At 63.2% G+C, this 20,102-nt stretch carries 16 protein-coding genes; 9 read left to right on the forward strand and 7 right to left on the reverse strand.

What is annotated here, in order from left to right; all coding sequences use genetic code 11:
* The first annotated feature begins 23 nt into the window (after window positions 1–23).
* Window positions 24–845, forward strand: a complete 822-nt coding sequence (efeO, locus tag NDJ82_RS11120) for an iron uptake system protein EfeO (RefSeq protein ID WP_112195134.1) — start codon at window positions 24–26, stop codon at window positions 843–845.
* Here the strand turns inward: efeO and NDJ82_RS11125 are convergent.
* Window positions 743–3,619 (reverse strand): hypothetical protein, encoded by a 2,877-nt coding sequence (locus NDJ82_RS11125; RefSeq protein WP_250925455.1) that lies wholly within the window; start codon window positions 3,617–3,619, stop codon window positions 743–745. The genes efeO and NDJ82_RS11125 overlap by 103 nt on opposite strands.
* Before the next feature lie 104 nt (window positions 3,620–3,723).
* Complete coding sequence (gene pssA, locus NDJ82_RS11130) at window positions 3,724–5,067, reverse strand: CDP-diacylglycerol--serine O-phosphatidyltransferase (protein WP_099585157.1); 1,344 nt, start codon at window positions 5,065–5,067, stop codon at window positions 3,724–3,726.
* A gap of 124 nt (window positions 5,068–5,191) precedes the next feature.
* Here pssA and NDJ82_RS11135 point away from each other — a divergent pair, with 124 nt between their 5' ends.
* Window positions 5,192–5,755 (forward strand): TetR/AcrR family transcriptional regulator, encoded by a 564-nt coding sequence (locus tag NDJ82_RS11135; protein WP_250925539.1) that lies wholly within the window; start codon window positions 5,192–5,194, stop codon window positions 5,753–5,755.
* 42 nt (window positions 5,756–5,797) lie between these two features.
* Complete coding sequence (locus tag NDJ82_RS11140) at window positions 5,798–6,277, forward strand: nuclear transport factor 2 family protein (RefSeq protein ID WP_250925456.1); 480 nt, start codon at window positions 5,798–5,800, stop codon at window positions 6,275–6,277.
* Window positions 6,278–6,305: 28 nt separating this feature from the next.
* Here NDJ82_RS11140 and treS read toward each other — a convergent pair whose 3' ends face one another.
* Together treS and NDJ82_RS11150 are read right to left on the reverse strand one after the other, a co-directional pair.
* The gene (gene treS / locus NDJ82_RS11145) at window positions 6,306–8,369 is read right to left on the reverse strand and encodes a maltose alpha-D-glucosyltransferase (RefSeq protein WP_099585160.1); all 2,064 of its coding nucleotides are present in this window, start codon (window positions 8,367–8,369) and stop codon (window positions 6,306–6,308) included.
* An 84-nt stretch (window positions 8,370–8,453) separates the two neighbouring features.
* Entirely contained in the window at window positions 8,454–9,233 is a 780-nt protein-coding gene (locus NDJ82_RS11150) for an AraC family transcriptional regulator (protein ID WP_250925457.1), read from the reverse strand.
* A gap of 187 nt (window positions 9,234–9,420) precedes the next feature.
* Between NDJ82_RS11150 and NDJ82_RS11155 the strand changes: the two genes are divergently transcribed.
* From NDJ82_RS11155 to NDJ82_RS11165, 3 genes are all read left to right on the forward strand, one after another.
* On the forward strand, window positions 9,421–10,362 hold the full coding sequence (locus tag NDJ82_RS11155) for a 4-hydroxyproline epimerase (protein ID WP_250925458.1): 942 nt from the start codon (window positions 9,421–9,423) through the stop codon (window positions 10,360–10,362).
* A gap of 18 nt (window positions 10,363–10,380) precedes the next feature.
* The gene (locus NDJ82_RS11160) at window positions 10,381–11,328 is read left to right on the forward strand and encodes a dihydrodipicolinate synthase family protein (protein ID WP_099585163.1); all 948 of its coding nucleotides are present in this window, start codon (window positions 10,381–10,383) and stop codon (window positions 11,326–11,328) included.
* 62 nt (window positions 11,329–11,390) lie between these two features.
* Window positions 11,391–12,638 carry an NAD(P)/FAD-dependent oxidoreductase gene (locus NDJ82_RS11165; RefSeq protein WP_250925459.1) on the forward strand — a complete coding sequence of 416 codons (1,248 nt, stop codon included), beginning with the start codon at window positions 11,391–11,393 and terminating at the stop codon, window positions 12,636–12,638.
* Between the two features lie 21 nt (window positions 12,639–12,659).
* Here the strand turns inward: NDJ82_RS11165 and NDJ82_RS11170 are convergent, their stop codons facing one another.
* Together NDJ82_RS11170 and NDJ82_RS11175 are read right to left on the reverse strand one after the other, a co-directional pair.
* Complete coding sequence (locus tag NDJ82_RS11170) at window positions 12,660–13,337, reverse strand: GNAT family N-acetyltransferase (RefSeq protein ID WP_112195116.1); 678 nt, start codon at window positions 13,335–13,337, stop codon at window positions 12,660–12,662.
* A gap of 56 nt (window positions 13,338–13,393) precedes the next feature.
* Window positions 13,394–14,275 (reverse strand): LysR family transcriptional regulator, encoded by an 882-nt coding sequence (locus NDJ82_RS11175; RefSeq protein WP_250925460.1) that lies wholly within the window; start codon window positions 14,273–14,275, stop codon window positions 13,394–13,396.
* Window positions 14,276–14,388: 113 nt separating this feature from the next.
* On the opposite strand from NDJ82_RS11175, the gene NDJ82_RS11180 reads away from it, so the two are divergent.
* The 3 genes from NDJ82_RS11180 (at window position 14,389) to NDJ82_RS11190 (ending at window position 18,895) form a co-directional block, all read left to right on the forward strand.
* The gene (locus NDJ82_RS11180; RefSeq protein ID WP_250925461.1) at window positions 14,389–15,603 is read left to right on the forward strand and encodes an MFS transporter; all 1,215 of its coding nucleotides are present in this window, start codon (window positions 14,389–14,391) and stop codon (window positions 15,601–15,603) included.
* An 81-nt stretch (window positions 15,604–15,684) separates the two neighbouring features.
* Window positions 15,685–16,536 carry a CAP domain-containing protein gene (locus tag NDJ82_RS11185; protein ID WP_112195110.1) on the forward strand — a complete coding sequence of 284 codons (852 nt, stop codon included), beginning with the start codon at window positions 15,685–15,687 and terminating at the stop codon, window positions 16,534–16,536.
* 172 nt (window positions 16,537–16,708) lie between these two features.
* Complete coding sequence (locus NDJ82_RS11190; RefSeq protein WP_250925462.1) at window positions 16,709–18,895, forward strand: GAF domain-containing protein; 2,187 nt, start codon at window positions 16,709–16,711, stop codon at window positions 18,893–18,895.
* Window positions 18,896–18,903: 8 nt separating this feature from the next.
* Here the strand turns inward: NDJ82_RS11190 and NDJ82_RS11195 are convergent, their stop codons facing one another.
* Window positions 18,904–20,070 carry a GGDEF domain-containing protein gene (locus NDJ82_RS11195; protein WP_250925463.1) on the reverse strand — a complete coding sequence of 389 codons (1,167 nt, stop codon included), beginning with the start codon at window positions 20,068–20,070 and terminating at the stop codon, window positions 18,904–18,906.
* Window positions 20,071–20,102 lie beyond the last annotated feature (32 nt).

Below are 20,102 nucleotides of genomic sequence, written 5' to 3' on the forward strand. Positions count from 1 at the left end.
ACCCCCACAGCGGAAACCGCCCCATGAAGAAGTCGACTCTCGCGTTGTCGTTGTTAATGACCCTCTCGCCCCTGGCCGCCTTCGCCGCCACCACGGCGCCGCTGGACCTGGTAGGGCCGGTGTCGGACTACAAGATCTACGTCACCGAGGAAATCGGCGAGCTGGTGACCCAGACCCAGGCGTTCACCGATGCCATCAACCAAGGCGACCTGGCCACCGCCAAGAAACTCTACGCGCCGACCCGTGTGCACTATGAGTCCATCGAGCCGATCGCCGAGCTGTTCAGCGACCTGGATGCGTCCATCGACTCCCGCGTCGATGACCATGAAAAAGGCGTGACCGCCGAAGACTTCACCGGCTTTCACCGCATCGAATACGCACTGTTCTCGCAGAATTCGACCAAGGGCCTGGAAACGCTGACCGCCAAGCTCAACACCGATGTCAACGACCTCAAGACCCGCGTCGACGGCCTGACCTTCCCGCCGGAAAAAGTCGTAGGTGGCGCCGCAGCCCTGCTTGAAGAAGTCGCTGCAACCAAGATCTCCGGCGAAGAAGACCGCTACAGCCATACCGACCTGTATGACTTCCAGGGCAACATCGACGGCGCGAAGAAAATCGTCGACCTGTTCCGTGGCCAGATCGAGAAACAAGACAAGGCCTTCCTGGCCAAGGTCGACAAGAACTTTGCCGCCGTGGACAAGATCCTGGCCAAGTACAAGACCCAGGGCGGCGGCTTCGAGACCTACGACAAAGTGAAGGAAAACGACCGCAAGGCGCTCGTGGGTCCGGTCAACACCCTGGCTGAAGACCTATCGACGCTGCGCGGTAAGCTGGGGCTGAACTGATCAACACCTGACTCGACGTCCTGCGTTCCGGCGCGGGATGTCACCGCATTGGGCGCTTGGGCGCAGTTCTCCTGCCCCGCTGAAACCATCAGGTAGCTACGCAGCTTTTCTTCCGCCGTGATCAGATGCGGCGCCGCCTTGCCCCATTTCACCCCGCCCCCGGCCAGCAACATCGGCAGCTTCAGCAGCCCCTTGGTTGCGGCCCGGATCAGTTGCGGGTAACCGTCCAATGGGTTTAACACCGCATTGGCAAACAACCCGGAATGCTTGATGAAGTCGAACGCACGCTCGCCGAACGTGGCCACCGGCTTGGTGGCTGCCAGCGCAGCGGCGGGCGGTCTGAACCGTGCGACGAGGCGCTGCACCGGGTTGGGCAGCAAGGCCTTGGCCGACCGCAGCAGCCCACGCGCCTGCCCCCCGGCGCCGATGACCACACCGACCATATCCAGGGCCAGATTGCCCAGGCCCTGGGCGATATCGCCGCGTTTGAACGCCTGATATGCCCCCAGAAACGGCACGAATCCCAACAGAAATTCATGCTCGCCGGCCCGGGTTTCGCGACGTTTTTCCAGTGGCAACGGCTCGCGCGCACGTTGCATCAGGGCTTCGGCGGGCTCATAGAAGTTGTCACGGGCGATCCTGTTGGCAATTTCAGCGATCTTTCGCGAGCCATAGGTGTTGGGAACATAGCTTTGCAGTGTGTGGTTGGCCGGCAACTCGCGCGATGCAATTGCCCCTCCCAGCGGTTCGACGATAACCGATGACGTCATTACCCCTGGCCTTGGCGCTGAGCCGGTCGTGTAGGCAGCAAAGTCGAAAGACATCTGGGTGCCACGTGTTACCAGCACACTCGAAGAACCACGGCGCGTGCCGATAGGTTTCTTGCCGGTCACTCCGCCAAGCTCAAGGGCGTCGGGCAGGTCCGTGCGTTTGATCAGCTTGCCGCTGGCAAAGACCTCGTAATAGACCACTGCCTGATCATGCTCCACGCGCATCAGGGTTGCCTGGCGACCGCGCTGTGCATCTCTGTGGGCCTGGGTCTCCTCGACCTGAATGACGTCGGTCTCGCCGCGCAGAGTGAACAATTGGACCTTGCCCAGCTCGATCATCGTGCGCTCGGCCAGCGGCAACTGGGCAAGCATCAACTTGAGCTTCACTGCATAGGCGCCCTGGAGCTGTTGGAGGTGATTGCCGACAGCGCTTTCAAGCAGCGCATCCAGCTCGGGCAGATGACGAATACGTCGGTCCAGTGCTTCCTGGTCGCCCTGCGCAATCTGCGGCCCACGGCCTGCCTGATAGGGCGTTTTCGCCGGCGCCGGCGGGGCAAGCGGATCTTCGCTGTGCACCCATTTTCCCGGTGTGAGGTCGCCGGTCATGTAGGTTTCCACCAGCGAACGGCGGCGCGGCTCCGTAACCGGTGCGTTGCGGCGATCCGCGGCGCTCGCCATTTCCAGGCACATGCCCTCAAGCTCAGCCGCCGTGCTGTCCGGAAATGCCCGCAGCAACTCCCTGATGGCCAGCGCCTTGCGGGTCGGCAGCTCCGCGCTGGCGCAGGCGAAGGCCTCGACCGTCTCTTTCTGCTGCTTGAACAACGCCCGCGAAGCGTCCTCAATGTCGTGTTGAGAATACTCGCCGTCACTGCGCAGCCTGACGGCACCGTTCAACACGCCCCAGTCGGCGAGGATTTTCAGTGCATTGAGTTGCATCAACTGCGCTTGTGCCTCTGAGGTGGGCGCCAGGAGGGTCAGCTCGCGGACCTGGTGCTCACTCATCATCCGTGACGTGCCCGGTGCGGCATGATCGGCGAGCGCGCAGCCGAGGCGTAATTCCATCCAGGCCGGAGTGCCGATGCGCACCGCGTCCGGCACCTCCATGACCAGCATTTCCGGGGCTGCTTGCGCCAGGTATACCGCGGCCAACCGCGCTGCCAGGGCCGGTGTCAGCTTGTTTTGTTGCTGCAGGTGGCACTCGATATCGCGACGCACCTCGCTGAACGTGCGGCCCATGTTCGCCGGCTGATAGATCGAATACCCGGCGATATGGCCAGGTTTGACGCCGCCCAGATTGACTCGCGCGACCTTGGTCAATGTGGCCTTGTCAGCGGCGCTCAACGTGTCGGGCGCAAACGGCCCGGTGTAGTCGCCCACCGGGGGCGCCGGCGGCAACGACAGCCGTAACCAGCGGATGACATTGCGTGTCTCGGCCACGGTGCGTGGCGACCCAAGGCCCTTGAGTTCCAGGAGTTGGCGCGCATCAAAGCGTGGCGTCGAGTACACCGCATTGCCCAGTGGTTCGGTCAGCGGGGTCAATGCCGCCAGTTCATCGCGCAACGTCTCCACTGCGTTGACGTAACGGGTCAAGTCCACCCAGTTGCCCACCGGGGTCAAGCGTTCAAGACGGCCTTCAGACACACGGAAGGGCTTGCCGTCCCAGTCGAATCGTTCACGTTGCAACAGGCTGAGCATTTCCGGGCGAGACACAAGTGCCTGCAGACGCGCCATCGCGGCTTGGCTGAGCGCGGGCAGCGCCGATGTGGGGGGGAGATCACAGGCCTCTGAAGACCAGTCGGTGATTTCGCCGTCGAGGAGGTCGCCAAGCCCTGCTTCAAGGCGCTCGGCCAGCGCCTCGCGTTCCACCCGCTCAGCCGTCAGGCGCGGCGTATGTTCCAGGCCGGCCCGTTGGCGCGGCGCCTGAATCGCGGGGCTGGTGCTGTGTTCGGCGACGATGGGGGCCTGTGGAACGGGCGAGCCGGTGTTCGATAGTGACGTCAACATGTGAAAGCCTCTCTGCACGTTGTCTGGAGAGGCTATCTAAGAACCGTTGAAGCATGCTGACTGTAAGCCGAGTCCGGCCGCCCCACGTATTACGTTGCGCCGGATTACAGGATCCGGTACAGCAACCGCTCGATCCGCACCCGGCTGACCCGGCGCAGGAACTTGCCGACGGCTTCCGGGTAGTCCACCAGGGTTTGCAATTGCTGGTAACGCTCGATCCGCGTGGTGTGCTGGAAAATCTGTGCCAGCTCGGTACGACGCGGCTCCAGCCACTCGGCCCTGGGGTCGTCGATCAACAAGGCGTTTTCCAGGTCGAGCCGGAACGCCCTAGGGTTGAGGTTGTTGCCGGTGAGCAAGGTATAGCGTTCGTCGACCCACATGCCCTTGAGGTGGTAGGTGTTGTCGCCGTCGCGCCACAGATGCAGGTTCAGTTGCCCGCTGTCGATCATCGGCTGATGGCGCTTGGCAAAGCGGCGCAGGCTGATTTCATACAGATAAGGCAGCGCCGCGATGACCTTGAACGGTTCGCTGGGCGGGATATAGAAGTCGTTGGCGGTCTTGTCGCCGACGATGATGTCGATCTTCACGCCACGCGCCAGGGCACGGTTGATCTCGCGGGTCACCGGCAGCGGCAGGTTGAAATACGGCGTGCAGATGGTCAGTTGCTGCTGGGCGCTGGCGATCAGCTCCAGGATCACCCGACTCAGCGGGTTGTTCTTGCCCACGCCGAGCAACGGGCTGACCGACAGGTGGCCATTGGGCAACTGCCCGGCCGTGGTGTCGTACACCGCGTGCTTGAGGCGGCTGCGCAGGTCGCCGATATCGTTGCGCAGGCTGCGGGTGGTGGGCGGGTTCGGCAGGTCGAGGCGGTGCACCGCCTTGGAGGCGACCAGGCCGTGTTCCACCAGGTGCTGCATCGAATCGGCCAGGGGTTTGCTGTGAATCAGGTGGTAACGGTCAAACCGGTACTTGTCGAACTTGTGCAGGTACACGTTGTTCAGGCTGGCACCGCTGTACAGCACGCTGTCATCGATCACAAAACCCTTGAGGTGCAGCACGCCAAACAGCTCGCGGGTTTGCACCGGTACGCCGTACACCGGCACTTCACTGGCATGGCTGTGTGTCATGGCCTGGTACCAGGCGCTGTTGCCCGGCTGTTTGCCCGCGCCGATCAACCCGCGCTGGGCACGCAGCCAGTCGACCACCACCACGATGTCCAATTCCGGCCGTGCAACCTTGGCGGCGTGCAGGGCATCGTAGATCTCCTGCCCCGCTTCGTCCTGTTGCAGGTACAGCGCCACGATGTAGATACGCCGAGTGGCCTGGGAGATTTTTTCCAGCAGGCAGCGGCGATACGCATCGGCACCGGACAGCACGTCGAGCGCGTCGGGAGTGAGGGGGAAACCACGCAGCTTGGGCAACAGGGAGCGTTTGAAGAACGACGGCATAGGGCTCGCAATGGGTCGAATCCGAAGAGGCCCCGAGCTTACACCATGGGGTTGCTCAGGTCTCGTTGCCTGACATGGAAAAAGTTAATTGACCATGAAGAACGATCGTTCTACTGTCTCTCGCATGAACGACATGACTGGCAATGAAACCCGCGACATTATCCTCGACGTCACCGAGAAACTGATCTATCGCCACGGCATCGCCGCCACCGGCATGGACTTCCTGGTGAAAACCGCTGGTGTCTCGCGCAAGAGTATTTACCGCTACTTCGCCAATAAAGACGAGTTGGTCATCGCTGCGCTGCAACGCCGCGACGAGCGCTGGATGCACTGGTTGCGGGGCGAAGTGGAACGCATCGACGGCAGCGGCGAACGCCTGCTCGCGCTGTTCGACGCACTCAGAACCTGGTTTGGCTCGGCGGATTTTCGCGGCTGCGCCTTCATTAACACCAGCGGCGAAACCGGCGACCCGCACAACCCCGTGCGCCAGCTGGCCAAAGCGCATAAACACAAACTGTTCGAGTACGCACTCGAACTGTGCCAAGCCCACGGCACCCCCGACCCCGAACGGCAGGCCGCACAACTGCTGATCCTGATCGATGGCGCCATTACCGTTGCCCTGGTCATGGGCGATTCAACCGCTGCGGATAATGCGCAAGGCATGGCGCGAACATTATTGGCGCTTTGAATCCACCGGCCGAGCAACTTTATCTGAAACAGGAGCGCTGAAATGTCATCCACCCCAGAAACACGCCCGCCGCTGCCGCCATTCACCCGCGAATCGGCCATCGAAAAAGTCCGCCTGGCCGAAGACGGCTGGAACTCCCGCGACCCACAACGGGTGTCCCTGGCCTACACCCTGGACACCCAGTGGCGTAATCGCGCCGAATTCGTCCATAACCGCGAAGAAGCCAAAGGTTTTCTCACCCGCAAATGGGCCAAGGAACTGGATTACCGCCTGATCAAGGAACTGTGGGCCTTCACCGACAACCGCATCGCCGTACGCTACGCCTATGAATGGCATGACGACTCCGGCAACTGGTTCCGCTCCTATGGCAATGAAAATTGGGAATTCGACGAAAACGGCCTGATGGCCAACCGTTTTGCCTGTATCAACGACAAGCCGATCCAGCAAAGCGAACGCCTGTTCCACTGGCCGCTGGGTCGACGCCCGGATGAACATCCGGGGTTGTCTGAACTGGGTCTGTAGCACGCTGTGGCTTTTGATCTGGCCACCGTTATATCGGTGAGCTGCTCACGACCCGCAGTGCCAGCCCTTCATAGGCATCCAGGGTAATGGTGAATTCACCCTCCGCTGTCAGGTCGCCCTCAACCCGTTCATTGATGATGTCCACCACCATCCCCGCGGCGATATCCGGCAGGTGCAGGGTTTCCGTGATCGGCGTAGGGCCGAAGTTCAGCGCAGTGATTTGCGTGCCCTTCCCGGCCGGCAAGTCGTGAACCATGATCAGCAGCGCGGGGTTTTCCACGTCCGGCACCAGGATCTGGCGGCTGGCGGCGATGTCGTAGGCGCGGCGCACGGCCAGGATTTTTTGCAGTTGCGAGGCAAATGAGTCGGGGTCCAGCAGTTGGCTGTTCAGGCTGCCATACAGGCTTTTCGAGCGCGGCATCTGGCCGGCAGAGAGTTCGGCATCGGGGTTCAGGTCCACCAGATCGTAAGCCCCGCGATGAATCCAGCGGGTGTCGCCGTCCTGCATCAAGTGCGCAACGTCGTCAGCCGCCAACGGCAGCGCGCCCACCAGGTCCCAGCCGGACAAGGCAAATACTCCAGGCTGCATGGCGTTGTACATCACCAGCAGCAAATGGATCTGGCGGATCTGTTGGATATCCGCCGGCGTGATCGCCTCCAGGTCACGGATACCCAGCGCCGCCGTGATGATGCTGGCCGTAGTGCAGGACACGCCATTGGTGACGAACTTGAGGTTATACGGCGCATGCTCGCCCGTCAGGCGCTCGTACATCTGTTCACGGATGTGCTCGCGCAGGATATTGCCGGGAAAGGTCTGGCCCTGGTAGAGGAAGCTGTCGTGGGCATGCAGGGTCCAGAAGTGCACCAGTTCCAGCGTCAACTCGTCGTGATTTTGCAAGGCATGGATCAGCGAGCCGGGGTCGATGCCCTGGCGGTGCATCTCGCGCAGCATCAGGCGCAGAAACTCCGCATCGCCCATCAGCAGCGCATGCTGGTACGCAGGCCGGGTGATGAAGTCATAGGAGAGGTCGGCGCCGCCGTGGGACATGGAAGCAATATCGTCGACGGTGAGGTTCAGTTCCTGAAAGCTGAACCCGCCCGCCTTGCGAATCGCCCCGCCGAGCAGTTGGTTGCCGGTGATTGACAGCGGATGGCTTTCGGACCAGGCCGTACCATCGAGCTTGCGCTCCACACCGAGGAAGCCGTTGGCGTCCAGGCGCAGGATCTTGGCGCCCATCACGTCGATGGCGTGCAGGGCGTCGCCAATGATCATTTGCTGAGCGGCGAAGGTCGGGTCCAGCCAGTTGAGCGACGGCTGGCCTTCCTTGAAGTAGTGCAAGTACACCCAACGGCGCGGCTTGCCATCCACGCCGATGACTTCGGCGGTGGTGCTCCAGTCGGTTTCCTTGACGCCAGGTTCGAAGAAGATCACCCGCTGCAACTGACCGACGATGTAGTGCTTGTCGCGCAGGGCGTCCACCTGCAAGGGGCTGAGGTTCTGCGCATCACGGCCCTCGGCCACGTCGGGCAGCAACGGCCAGTCTTCCTCACGGATTTCCACCATGTGATAGAGGCCGGGGTAATCCTCGTAGGCCATCTCGGCCAGGCGGAAATCCGCACCCTTGCCGGTGTGGGACGGGATCACATCGTCAATGATCACTGCGTTGTGCGCCGCTGCCATGCGCGTCAACGCCTGCAACTGGGCCTCGGTGCCCAGCTGCGGGTCGATCTCGAAGCTGATGCGGTCGAAGTTGCCATCGATGGTCGGCGTGTGCCGCGTGCCGCTAAGGCCGCCGGACTTTTTCAGCGGGCCGTTGTGAATGCCCTGGATGCCGATCTTCGACAAGGTATGCCACAGGGTTTCATCCCCCAGCGCCTCCAGCACCGTACCGCCCTCGCGGGTCACGATCGACGCGGGGTACGCGGTGAACCACACCGACGAAAGGGCCGTGGCATCGCGCGGTCGTGTCTGTGCAAAGGGCTGTTGCCACAACCGGCCTTGCCCGGAATAGAGCTTGGCGCGCTGGCGGGCGGCATGCAGCATCGATTGTTCTACCAGCCAGTTCACATGGTTGTTTTCAGCCGCGGTCATAAGCTCGGTACCTGTCGTCGTAAAACGTTACTCGTAGACATATGAGGGGGACGGAGCCCATTCGTTGCATTGCAATGGCCGTCGTTACGCCATTCCCTCCGTGGCTTGACGATACTGGCGTGGCGTAAACCCGGTCGAAGCCTTGAACTGCCGGGTAAACGCACTGTGATCGGTATAACCACACTGCAAGGCCACTTCGGTGATCGGCAGGTCGCCGTGCAAGAGGCGATGGGCATGTTCCAGCCGCACCTTTTGGATCATCTGCCGAGGTGTGAGGTGGAACACGCGCTTGCAGTAGCGCTCCAGCTGCGCCACGGAGATTCCAGCGATGCGTGTCAGTTCGCTGAGGCTGACGCGGCGGTTGAAGTGCGTGCGGATGTGCTCGTCCACAGCGGCCAGGCGCTGGTAGGCCGGGTGGGTCTGGCTGGCCGATTGCAGGTCCACTGAGATGCCGGCCAGGCCGATGATGCGGTCTTCATGGTTGTACAACGGCCATTTGTGGGTCAGGCACCAACCGGGTTCGCGGCTGCCGTAGAGGTGCAGTTCGAGTTGGTCCTCAAGCACAAACCCCTGCTCCAGCACACGCCGATCCTGCTCGGTGTAGCCCGGCCCCAGTGGTGCCGGGAAGACTTCGGCGCTGGTCTTGCCCAGCAACGGTTGCAGATGCCTGAGGCCGCAGCGCTGCACCAACGTGCGGTTGGCAAGCACGTAACGGGCGTCCAGGTCCTTGATGAAGAGGGCCGCATTGGGGATCACATCCAGCATCGGCAGCAACTGCGCTACGCCGGCCACCAACTGCTCGATGTCATGGGGGCGATTCGCACCGCCGCCTTGGCAAAGGGTCGCAAACGCGCTGTGCATCATGACGGTATTCCCCCTGCTGATCCCTCGACGCATAGCAGATTGCCCGATGCCCCGAGTGCTGTCGAGGGAGGAAAACTGTGCTGAATTCGTCATCGATGTCGGCAAAAAACATCAATCGCCGCGTCGCCTGCGCGTTCACGATAACGCCACTGCCTGCCGATCCAATCACCCACCAGAAGGCAACGCGATGAAGCGACTGCATGTGATCGACTCCCACACCGGCGGCGAACCGACGCGCCTGGTGATGGCCGGTTTCCCCGCGCTCAAGGGTGCGAGCATTGCCGACCAGTTGCACAACCTGCGCAGCGAACACGACCCATGGCGCCGCGCTTGCCTGCTGGAACCCCGTGGCAACGATGTGCTGGTCGGTGCGCTGTACTGCGAACCGGTCACGCCAGGGGCTACCTGCGGGGTGATCTTCTTCAACAACGCCGGTTACCTGGGCATGTGTGGCCACGGCACGCTCGGGCTGGTCGCGTCTTTGCACCACCTGGGGCGTATCCAGCCGGGGGTGCACCGCATCGACACGCCGGTGGGCCCGGTAACCGCCACCTTGCATGACGACGGCGCCGTGACCCTGCGCAACGTGCCCGCCTATCGCTATCGCCAGCACGTGGCAGTGGCGGTGCCAGGGCATGGCGTGGTGTACGGCGATATCGCCTGGGGCGGCAACTGGTTCTTCCTGGTGTCCGAGCACGGCATGGCGCTGGAGATGCACAACGTCGACGCGCTCACCGATTACACCTGGGCAATGCTCAAGGCCTTGGAGGACCAGGGCATCGGCGGTGCAGACGGCGAACTGATCGACCATATCGAACTGTTTGCCGACGACGCCCACGCCGACAGCCGCAACTTCGTGATGTGCCCCGGCAAGGCCTACGACCGCTCCCCGTGCGGCACCGGCACCAGCGCCAAACTGGCGTGCCTGGCCGCCGACGGCAAGCTCGCCGCCGGGGCAACCTGGGTACAGGCCAGCATCACCGGCAGCCAATTCGAAGGCCGTTATGAATGGGACGGCGAACGTGTCATCCCTTTCATCACCGGCCGCGCCTACATGACCGCCGACAGCACGTTGCTGATCGATGAGCAGGACCCTTTCGCCTGGGGCATCGGAGCCCCCTCTATTTGACTGAACGGAGTGAGCACCATGAGCGACAACATTTTCACCGGTTGCATCCCGGCGCTGATGACCCCGTGCACGGCCGCGCGCACGCCAGACTTCGACGCACTGGTCGCCAAAGGCCGCGAGTTGATCGGGGCCGGCATGAGCGCGGTGGTGTACTGCGGTTCCATGGGCGACTGGCCGCTGCTCAGCGAGGCCGAACGCCAGGAAGGCGTGGCGCGCCTGGTGGCGGCCGGCGTGCCGACCATTGTCGGCACTGGCGCGGTGAACAGCCGTGAAGCGGTGGCCCATGCCGCCCATGCGGCCAAGGTCGGCGCCCATGGCTTGATGGTGATTCCCCGCGTACTGTCCCGTGGCGCGTCTGCCACTGCGCAAAAGGCTCACTTCTCGGCGATTCTCAAGGCCGCGCCGGACCTGCCGGCAGTGATCTACAACAGCCCGTACTACGGCTTCGCCACCCGCGCCGAGCTGTTTTTTGAACTGCGTCGCGAGCACCCGAACCTGATCGGCTTCAAGGAATTCGGCGGCGGCGCCGACCTGCGCTACGCCGCCGAACACATCACGTCCCAGGACGACAGCGTGACGTTGATGGTCGGCGTCGACACCCAAGTGGTGCACGGTTTCGTCAACTGCAACGCCACGGGCGCCATCACCGGTATCGGCAATGCCTTGCCACGGGAAGTGCTGCAACTGGTGGCCCTGAGCACACAGGCGGCCAAGGGCGATGCCAAGGCGCGGCGCCTGGCCCGTGAGTTGGAGGCCGCGTTGGCGGTGCTGTCATCCTTCGATGAAGGCTGCGACCTGGTGCTGTATTACAAGCACCTGATGGTGCTCAACGGCGACAAGGGCTATGCCCTGCACTTCAACGAAACCGACGTGCTCAGTGATGCCCAGCGCCGCTACGCGGAAAATCAGTACGCGCTGTTCCGCCAGTGGTACGCCAATTGGTCGGCAGAACAGAACGTCGCCTGATGTTTGCGCGCCGCAGGGCTGTTCACGGCGGCCTACTCGATGGCCACAGAGAGGCATAAGCCATGGCTGAAGATTTCGTGGTGGTCGGCGCCGGCATTATCGGCGTCACCTGTGCCCTGCAACTGGCGCGCCAAGGGCGGCGCGTGGTGGTGCTCGACGGCCAGGAACCTGGCATGGGTGCGTCTTATGGCAACGCCGGGCACCTGGCGACCGAACAGGTGTTCCCCATCGCCGATCTGTCGATCCTCAAGCGCTTGCCTGCGATGCTGATGGATCCCATGGGGCCGCTGCGCCTGGACTGGAAATACCTGCCTCGCGCCCTGCCCTGGTTTGCCCGGCTGTTGCTGAACCTGCGACCCGCCCGTTATCAGAGAACCGTGGCCGGCATTCGTGCGTTGAATGAGCGCAGCCTCGGCGCCTGGCAGCGTTTGCTGGCCAGCATCGATCGGCCTGGGCTGTTGCGCGAGGATGGCTCGCTGCTGGTGTATGAGCGGGCGCAATCGCGTGAGGCGCTCGATCGCCTGCACCGGCGCATGCAGCAGCAAAACGTGCCGGTGGCGTTCTGGTCGGCGGAGGCCATCCGCAAGGCTGCCCCGCAATTGAGCGAGCAGATCCAGGGCGGGTTGTTTTTTCCGGGTACCGGGCACTTTCTCGACCCGTACGAGGTTCTTTGTGAATTGGTGGATGCCGCCAGGGCCAGCGGGGTGCAGTTCCTCAAGCGCCAGGTGCTGGATGCGCGGGTTGTCGACGATGGCGTCGAGCTGGTCACCGATCAAGGCGCCTTCTGCGCGGGCCAGGTCCTGATTGCCTGCGGTGCCCATTCAGCCACGCTCACCACCGCGCTGACCGGCAAAAAAGTCCCATTGGACACCGAGCGTGGTTATCACCTGATGCTGCCTCACGAGCAGCAACGCCTGCCGTTCGCCGTGACCTCGCTGGAACGCAAATTCATCATGACGCCGATGGCAGGCGGCCTGCGCCTGGCCGGCACCGTAGAGTTCGCCGGCCTCGAACGCCCGGCCAACATGCAACGCGCCTGGCAACTGCATCGGTTGAGCAAGGGATTGTTCCGCGATGAGCTGAATGCACAGGACGCCACGCCATGGATGGGGTTTCGACCGTCACTGCCGGATTCACTGCCGATCATTGACCGGGTGTGCGACGGCAAAGTGCTGCTCGCGTTCGGGCACCAGCATCTGGGTTTGACCCAGGCGGCGGTGACAGCGCAGATGGTCGGTCAACGGGTGTCGCAAACACCCGAGCAAACAGGTTTACCGGCGCCTGGGCTGTATCGGCTGGATCGCTTCTGATCGCCAGGGGCTGATGGGGTTTCAGTCACGCGCTTGCACGAACAACCGGGCTTTGCGCGTCAATTGGTCCAGATGCCGATCCCGCTGCTTCTCCGCGTCAACCATCGCGCGCTTGCCGTGTTTTTGCAGCAAATACGTGTGGATCTGCCGCACTTCCAGGGAGTTGTAGATCGCGGCCACATCCAGCACGCCCATCAAGCCATCGGTGCCGTAGTCCCGCGTGTTCATCAGCACCTGGGTGCCGCGTGCGCCGCGCACCTGCAAGCCCAGGGCCTCGAACACCGGCACCTTTTCCACCGCACACCCCAGCTCCGCATGGGGATAGCGTGTCAGCACGTCCTGCATCATGCCCCGCGCCACACCCTGGCGGCGCATGCCGGCTTGCACCGCCATAAAGGCAACACCACAGGCGTCGGGATCATCCTTCACCGGCAGGCACAGTAAAAAGCCGATGACCTTCTGCGCGTCCTGGGCATCGGTGGCGACGATCAGTTCGACGGCAATGCCCTTCTCGCCATTCAGCGCCTCCAGGTACAGGTGCACCTCAAAGCCAATCGCGTACTGGTAGATGTTGTACAGCAGGTTGCTCGGCGGCAGCGCAATGCTGCTGATGTCGGTGAGGTTGTCCACCACCATCTGCAGGATCTGGCCATTGATGGGCTCGGGGCATGGCGAGGTGTAACGGGTAAGGCTGAACATGCAAATTCCTGGGGTTTCGCGTCTAGGCAGCGGCGATTGTACCTGTTGCGCACGGTTTATTGCCCGCACACCTCGCGTAGACACCCGCGCAGCCAGCGGTGGGCCAGGTCGGCGTCCAGCCGTGGGTGCCAGAGCATCGCCACGGTAAAGGTCGGCAACCTCAGCGGCAGGGCAAAACAGAACACGTCGTGACGGTTGCTGGTGTAGCGCTGCGGCACGCTGGCGATCAGGTCAGTGTCACGCGCCAGGGCAATGGCCGTGGAGAAACCGGCGACGATGCTGGTGATCTGCCGCGTGAAGCCCAGGGTTTCAAGCGCATCGTCGATCTGCCCACGCGCCTGCCCGCGCCGCGAGACGTAGACGTGTTCGCCCTCGGCAAACCGCGCAGCGCTGATGTCGCCCTGGCTCAAGGGGTGACCGCTGCGCACCACGCCAACCAGGCGGTCGCGAAACAGCGCCTGGGTCAGCACCTCGGGGCTGGCGGTGGGATCGACCACGCCGGTTTCCAGATCAACGCTACCGTCGCGCAGCAGCGTGCTGTCTTTGTCGGTCTTGTTGACGAAACGCAGGCGCACGCCGGGGGCCTCTCGGGCGATACGCGCCAGGAGCGCCGGACCAAAGCTTTCGACGAATTCTTCGCTGGTGCGCAAGGTGAACGTGCGCGCCACCACGGCCATGTCCACAGCCTGCGCGGGACGCAGCACCGTCTGGGCGTCCTGCACCAGGCGGCTGACCTGTTCGCGCAACGCCACAGCACGAGGCGTGGGCACCAGGCCGCGACCGGCGCGCACCAGCAGCGGGTCGCCAGTGGTTTCACGCAGGCGTGCCAAGGCGCGACTCATGGCCGAAGGGCTCAACCCCAGGCGCTTGGCCGCGCCGGCAACGCTGCCTTCGGCGAGCAGCACATCCAGGGTGACCAGCAGATTCAGATCAGGCATCAGCGCTCCTCATCAGGCGTTGGGTGCAGGTATTTGCTGCATACCCTGCGTCTTCCGCCATATTAGGCGACGCCGTAGAGTTGTGACAGTTGCTTTCACTCAAGGAATTGCCCATGTCCCCTTCCCCACGCGGCAGCCTCATCAGCCTGTCGCTGTCCATGCTGCTGGCGTCACTGGGCACCAGCATCGCCAATGTCGGCCTGCCCAGCCTGGCGCAGGCGTTCGACGCGTCGTTTCACGCCGTGCAGTGGGTGGTGCTGGCGTATCTGCTGGCGATCACGGCGGTGATTGTCAGCGCCGGCCGCCTGGGTGATCGCCTGGGACGGCGTCGGCTGCTGCTCGGCGGCTTGCTGCTGTTCAGTCTGGCCTGCGGGCTGTGCGGCGCGGCGGCCACGCTCGACATGCTGATTGCTGCACGCATCCTGCAAGGGCTTGGCGCGGCGGTCATGATGGCCATGGCCCTGGGCATGGTCGGCGATACCGTGACCAAGGAACGCACCGGCCGGGTGATGGGTTTGCTCGGCACGATGTCGGCCGTGGGCACCGCCATGGGCCCCAGCGTCGGCGGAGTGCTGCTAAGCCTGTTGGGCTGGCGGGCATTGTTTCTGGTGGGCGTCCCGCTCGGGCTGCTGGCGGCTGCCCTTGCCTGGCGTTTTCTGCCGGTGGATCGACACCCTGCGCCAGCCTCCAGCGGCCACCGGTTCTGGGCGCTATTAAAGGATCCGCCATTGCGCACAGGCCTGGCGATGAGTGCGCTGGTGGCGGCGGTCATCATGGCCACTTTCGTCGTCGGGCCGTTTTACCTGTCTCGTGGCTTGGGGCTTGACCCGGCCTGGATGGGCCTGACCATGGCCGTCGGGCCGTGCGTCGCGGCTGTCACCGGCATACCGGCGGGCCGCCTGACCGACCGCCTGGGCAGCCAACGCATGACCCGCGGCGGGCTCGGCATTCTGCTGTGCGGCGCGCTGTGGCTGACGGTGGCTTCAGGGTTGCTCAGCTACCTGGGCGCGCTGATTGTGTTGACTGCGGGCTACAGCCTGTTCCAGGCGGCGAACACGACTGCGGTGATGCGCGATGTCGAGGCGACGCGGCGCGGTACTGTCTCGGGCCTGTTGAACCTGTCGCGCAACCTCGGCCTGATTGTCGGTGCTTCGGCACTCGGCGCGGTGTTCGCGTGGGCAACCCCGGATGTGACCCACGCCACCGCGCAGTCCGTGGCAAATGGCCTGCACGCTACCTTCTGCGCAGCGTCCGGGCTGATCCTTCTTGCCGCCGTGATGGCATGGGGCCGCAACCGCGCCGTGAATGGCCTTCATAACCTCCGTTGAGGCAAAAAAACAAAAAAGGCGTTGCGCCAGACCGGGTTACATCGCGCATCATGGGCGCTTTCAAGCTCAAGGGTAACGTCCATGCGCGTTCTGTCATTGATGATGGGTCTTACGACGCTGGCCGCCAGTTCGGTGTTCTGCGCCAGCGCGATGGCGAATGAAGAAAGTCAGCTGGTGCAACAGATCAACGAGTACCGCAGCCAGGTCCAGCGCTGCGGCGACCAGGGTTCCCAGGAACTGCCACCGCTGGCCAGCGACACCCGGCTGGTGCTGCCGGCCACTAACGTCGGCGACCTGCAGCAGGCGCTGGCCCGGGCCGCGTACCCGATGGTGAATGTGCAGGCCATCAGCCTATCCGGCCCCAAGGATGCCCAGGCCGCCATGAAGGCGGTACGCGAGAGTTTCTGCCGGGTGGTCCTGGACCCGCAATTTATCGACATCGGCGTGAGCAACAGCGGCCAGGACTGGCGCATCGTGCTGGCCCGCCCCTTGCTGTCCAGCGGCCTGGGGGATTGGCAGACCGAAGGCCGCAAACTGCTCGACCTGATCAACGCCGCCCGCACTCAGCCGCGCCAATGCGGCACCCAGGCGTTTACCGCGACCACCCCGCTGTCGTGGAATGACACCCTCGCCAGCGCCGCCAACAGCCACACACGTAACATGGCCAACGGCAATTTCTTCGACCATCTGGACCACGACGGCCGCACGCCGGGTGATCGCGCCGAACTGGCCGGGTACATCGCGAAGAACATCGGCGAAAACATCGCTGCAGGCCTCGATACCCCGCGCAAGGTGGTCGACGGCTGGCTCGCCAGCCCCGGCCATTGTGCCAACCTGATGAACCCGCAATTTCGCGAACTGGGCGCGGCCTACGCCATGGACCCGAAGAGTGATGCGGGCATCTACTGGACCGGTTTGTTCGGCACGCAATAAGGGGTGGGCAATTGCCCAACCACAGCGGCTCAACTCTACTCAAATGAATAGAGCATCAAATTGCCATCTATTGGATAATTATGCTGAACTGGCAGCGTCCTAGCGGGTCTGTAGCTTTGCGCCACACACTGAAAGGCGCGCTGAAGACTCTGGATTACAAGGTGTTTCCCCAATGATGAATTGGCTGCAAAGCAGCAGCGACATGGCTGAACGGGTACGTCAGCATGATTGGGCCAACACGCCGCTCGGTCCCTTGGAGCAATGGCCGGACGTTTTGAAAACCACCGTTGCGCTGTGTTTCGCGTCGAGCTTTCCCCAGGCCATTGTCTGGGGCCCTCATCTCATCACGATCTACAACGACGCGTTCGTTCCGATCCTGGGCAATAAGCCCTATGCCTTGGGCCGCCCGTTCAGTGACATCTGGCGCGAGGCGTGGTCCGACATCAGCCCCATCGCCGACGCGGCGTTCCAGGGGCACGCGACTTATATTGAAAATTTCCCGTTGGTGATTGAACGCGGCCAGGCACGGGAACAGGCGTATTTCACCTTCTGCTACAGCCCGATCCGCGACTCCCAGGGCCGCGTGGTCGGCCTGCTCGACACCGTGACCGAAACCACGCCCACGGTATTTCTCGCCCGGCGCCTGGCGGTGCTGGATGCCATCGGCCATGCGGTGGTCAATGCGACTGATGCCCAAGCCATCCTGACCCACACCACACAGTTGCTCGCCGAACACCTGCAAGTGAGCAATTGCGCCTACGCCGACATGGACGCCGATGAAGACGGCTTTACCATCCGCGACAATTGGACCGCGCCCGGCTCGCCGAGCATCATCGGTCGCTACAGCCTGGCGGGGTTCGGCGAGAAGGCCGTCAACTGCCTGCGGGGCGGCGAGCCCCTGGTGATCTACGACAACCTGCGCGAGCTGCCGCCGGAAGAATCTGCGGCTTTCCAGGCGCTGGGGGTAACCGCCACCATCTGCATGCCGCTGATCAAGAACGGCCGCCTGACTGCCTTGATGGCCGTCCACGACAAATCCGCACGGGCCTGGTCACCCTACGACCTGGCCTTGCTGCGCGAAGTCACCGAACGTTCCTGGGCGCATATCGAGCGCGTGCGCGCTGATGCCGATGTGCGTGAAGGCCTGGCAGCGTATGCAGAGTTGAACACCTACCTGGAACAACGGGTGGAAGAACGCACCCAGGCGCTGGCCCAGGCCGAAGCTGCGCTGCGCCAATCCCAGAAACTCGAAGCCATCGGCCAATTGACCGGCGGCGTCGCCCATGACTTCAACAACCTGCTGACGATCATTCGCTCGTCGGTGGATTTTCTGCGGCAGCCAGGCCTGTCGGAAGAACGGCGCCAGCGCTACATGGGCGCGGTGTCGGATACCGTGGAGCGCGCCAGCAAGCTGACCAGCCAGTTGCTCGCCTTTGCCCGCCGCCAACCGCTCAACCCGGAAGTCTTCGACGTGGGCCAGCGGGTCCAGAACATTGGCGAGATGCTCGAAAGCGTCACCGGCGCACGCATTCAGGTGCAGGTCGAGTTGCCGCCCTTGGCCTGTTTCGCACGTATCGACGCCAGCCAATTCGAAACCTCCCTGATCAACATCGCCCTCAATGCACGGGACGCCATGGGCGGCCAGGGCACGCTGAGCCTGCGGGTCGCCGGCCGGCAGGCGCTGCCACGCATCCGTGGCGACGCGGGATCACGCCAGCCCTACATCGCCATCGCCATCGCCGATACCGGGCCGGGTATCGAGGCCGACGCCGTGGAGCGGATTTTCGAACCGTTCTTCACCACCAAGGCAGTCGGCAAGGGCACTGGCCTGGGCCTGTCCCAGGTCTTCGGGTTTGCCAAGCAGTCGGGGGGCAATATCGATGTGTCCAGCACGCCCGGCCAAGGCAGCGTATTCACCCTGTACCTGCCCCAGGTCGAAGCCCAGGCATCGCAACCGCCCAGCCCTCAGGAAACGCTCGCCACGCCCCACGACACCACCGAGTGCCGGGTGCTGATCGTGGAGGACAACCTGGAAGTCGGGCGCTTTGCCAGCCAGATCCTTCAAGACCTGGGCTACCAGACCACCTGGGCGACCGATGCCGAGCAAGCCCTGACCTTGGCCGGCCAGGATGCAATGGCCTTCGATGTGATTTTCTCCGACGTGGTCATGCCCGGTATCACGGGCGTCGTCATGGCCAAATTGCTGCGCCAGCGCCGGGCAGACCTGCCAGTGGTGTTGACCTCGGGCTACAGCGACGAGTTGGCAGACTGCGGCTACGAAGGCTTCGAATTCCTGCCCAAGCCTTACTCGGCCGAGCAGGTGTCGCGGGTGCTGGTCAAGGCGATGCTCAAGGACTGAACGCCACCCTACTGCGCCACGGCCACCTGATTGCGGCCCAGCGCCTTGGCCCGGTACAGCGCTTTGTCGGCGGTGTTCATCAGGCCATGCAGGTCCTCATCCTGGGCTTGGGTCGAGGCCACGCCCAGGCTTGCCGAAAGCCCCTTGACCGGCTCGACCGCCAGCCCTGAAATCGACTCGACCAACTGCTCGGCAATGGCCTGCGCGGCTTCCAGCGAGGTATTGGGCAGCAACACCGCAAACTCCTCGCCGCCCAGGCGGCCATACACATCAGATTTACGGAAGGAGGCACTGATCACGCCGCCAATCTGGCGCAACACCTGATCGCCGGCCTGGTGGCCGTAGGTGTCATTGATGTGCTTGAAGTGGTCCATGTCCATCATCAGCGCGCACAGCGGCTGCTGGTTGTGTCGGCACTGCGCGTAGAGCAGGTGGGCATGTTCGAAAAACGCACGGCGGTTCATCAGCCCGGTCAGTTCGTCGGTTTGTGCGGCGCGCGCGGAAATGCTGTGGGCGCGTTCCATTTGCCGGGTCAGGCGAAACGCCTTCTCCAGCGCATCGGACAATTTACGCGTGGCGCTGGCGACAAAGGTGGCGAACACCAGCACCGCGATGGCGACCCCCACCTGCATGGACGACGGCTGGAACAGCAGCCACACAGTGCAAGGCAGCAACACCAGGCCGATGGACACCAGCGTCATGTAGCGATAGGCCGAATAACACGACACCGCGCTGACCGACATGCCCACGGTGAACAACATGACCAGTACCTGGGACAGCCGGTCATCCGGCGGCATCACCGCCAACGCACCGATGCCCCAGACGCCGGCGGACAGCATCAACGTAACCCAGTAGCGGCGCTCCCAACGATCCGGCGTGCGCTCGCTGTTGGGGCAGCGAAACCAGTCCATGAACATCTTGACCCGCAGCAGCGACGACACCGAAAGCACCGCCAGCCACACCAGCATGACATCGCGATCGAAGCGTTCCCAACACAGCCAGCAGAGCATGACCGCCGCCAGGTAACTGCCGAAGATGGCGGCAAATGACTGCCGGAACAGCTGGTGCAGACGGTCGGTCCGCACCTGCTGCTCTATAAAGCAATCCTGGTCCTGCTCACGCCCAAGGCCATTCATGAAATTCGCCTGATTCGACTGCCGCGACAAAGGCGCCATTGTGGCACCCTGCCAGCACCGCGGACAACTGA

Source organism: Pseudomonas sp. SR18, assembly GCF_023701505.1.
In the GTDB taxonomy this organism is placed as follows: Bacteria; Pseudomonadota; Gammaproteobacteria; order Pseudomonadales; family Pseudomonadaceae; genus Aquipseudomonas; species Aquipseudomonas cyclaminis.

Coding starts and splice junctions, on each gene's coding strand:
- NDJ82_RS11150 (WP_250925457.1), bottom strand. CDS start 9,233: ATGATGCACAGCGCGTTTGCGACCCTTTGCCAAGGCGGCGGTGCGAAT.
- NDJ82_RS11135 (WP_250925539.1), top strand. CDS start 5,192: ATGAACGACATGACTGGCAATGAAACCCGCGACATTATCCTCGACGTC.
- pssA (WP_099585157.1), bottom strand. CDS start 5,067: ATGCCGTCGTTCTTCAAACGCTCCCTGTTGCCCAAGCTGCGTGGTTTC.
- NDJ82_RS11155 (WP_250925458.1), top strand. CDS start 9,421: ATGAAGCGACTGCATGTGATCGACTCCCACACCGGCGGCGAACCGACG.
- NDJ82_RS11175 (WP_250925460.1), bottom strand. CDS start 14,275: ATGCCTGATCTGAATCTGCTGGTCACCCTGGATGTGCTGCTCGCCGAA.
- NDJ82_RS11140 (WP_250925456.1), top strand. CDS start 5,798: ATGTCATCCACCCCAGAAACACGCCCGCCGCTGCCGCCATTCACCCGC.
- NDJ82_RS11125 (WP_250925455.1), bottom strand. CDS start 3,619: ATGTTGACGTCACTATCGAACACCGGCTCGCCCGTTCCACAGGCCCCC.
- NDJ82_RS11170 (WP_112195116.1), bottom strand. CDS start 13,337: ATGTTCAGCCTTACCCGTTACACCTCGCCATGCCCCGAGCCCATCAAT.
- NDJ82_RS11160 (WP_099585163.1), top strand. CDS start 10,381: ATGAGCGACAACATTTTCACCGGTTGCATCCCGGCGCTGATGACCCCG.
- NDJ82_RS11195 (WP_250925463.1), bottom strand. CDS start 20,070: ATGGCGCCTTTGTCGCGGCAGTCGAATCAGGCGAATTTCATGAATGGC.
- NDJ82_RS11180 (WP_250925461.1), top strand. CDS start 14,389: ATGTCCCCTTCCCCACGCGGCAGCCTCATCAGCCTGTCGCTGTCCATG.
- efeO (WP_112195134.1), top strand. CDS start 24: ATGAAGAAGTCGACTCTCGCGTTGTCGTTGTTAATGACCCTCTCGCCC.
- NDJ82_RS11185 (WP_112195110.1), top strand. CDS start 15,685: ATGCGCGTTCTGTCATTGATGATGGGTCTTACGACGCTGGCCGCCAGT.
- NDJ82_RS11165 (WP_250925459.1), top strand. CDS start 11,391: ATGGCTGAAGATTTCGTGGTGGTCGGCGCCGGCATTATCGGCGTCACC.
- NDJ82_RS11190 (WP_250925462.1), top strand. CDS start 16,709: ATGATGAATTGGCTGCAAAGCAGCAGCGACATGGCTGAACGGGTACGT.
- treS (WP_099585160.1), bottom strand. CDS start 8,369: ATGACCGCGGCTGAAAACAACCATGTGAACTGGCTGGTAGAACAATCG.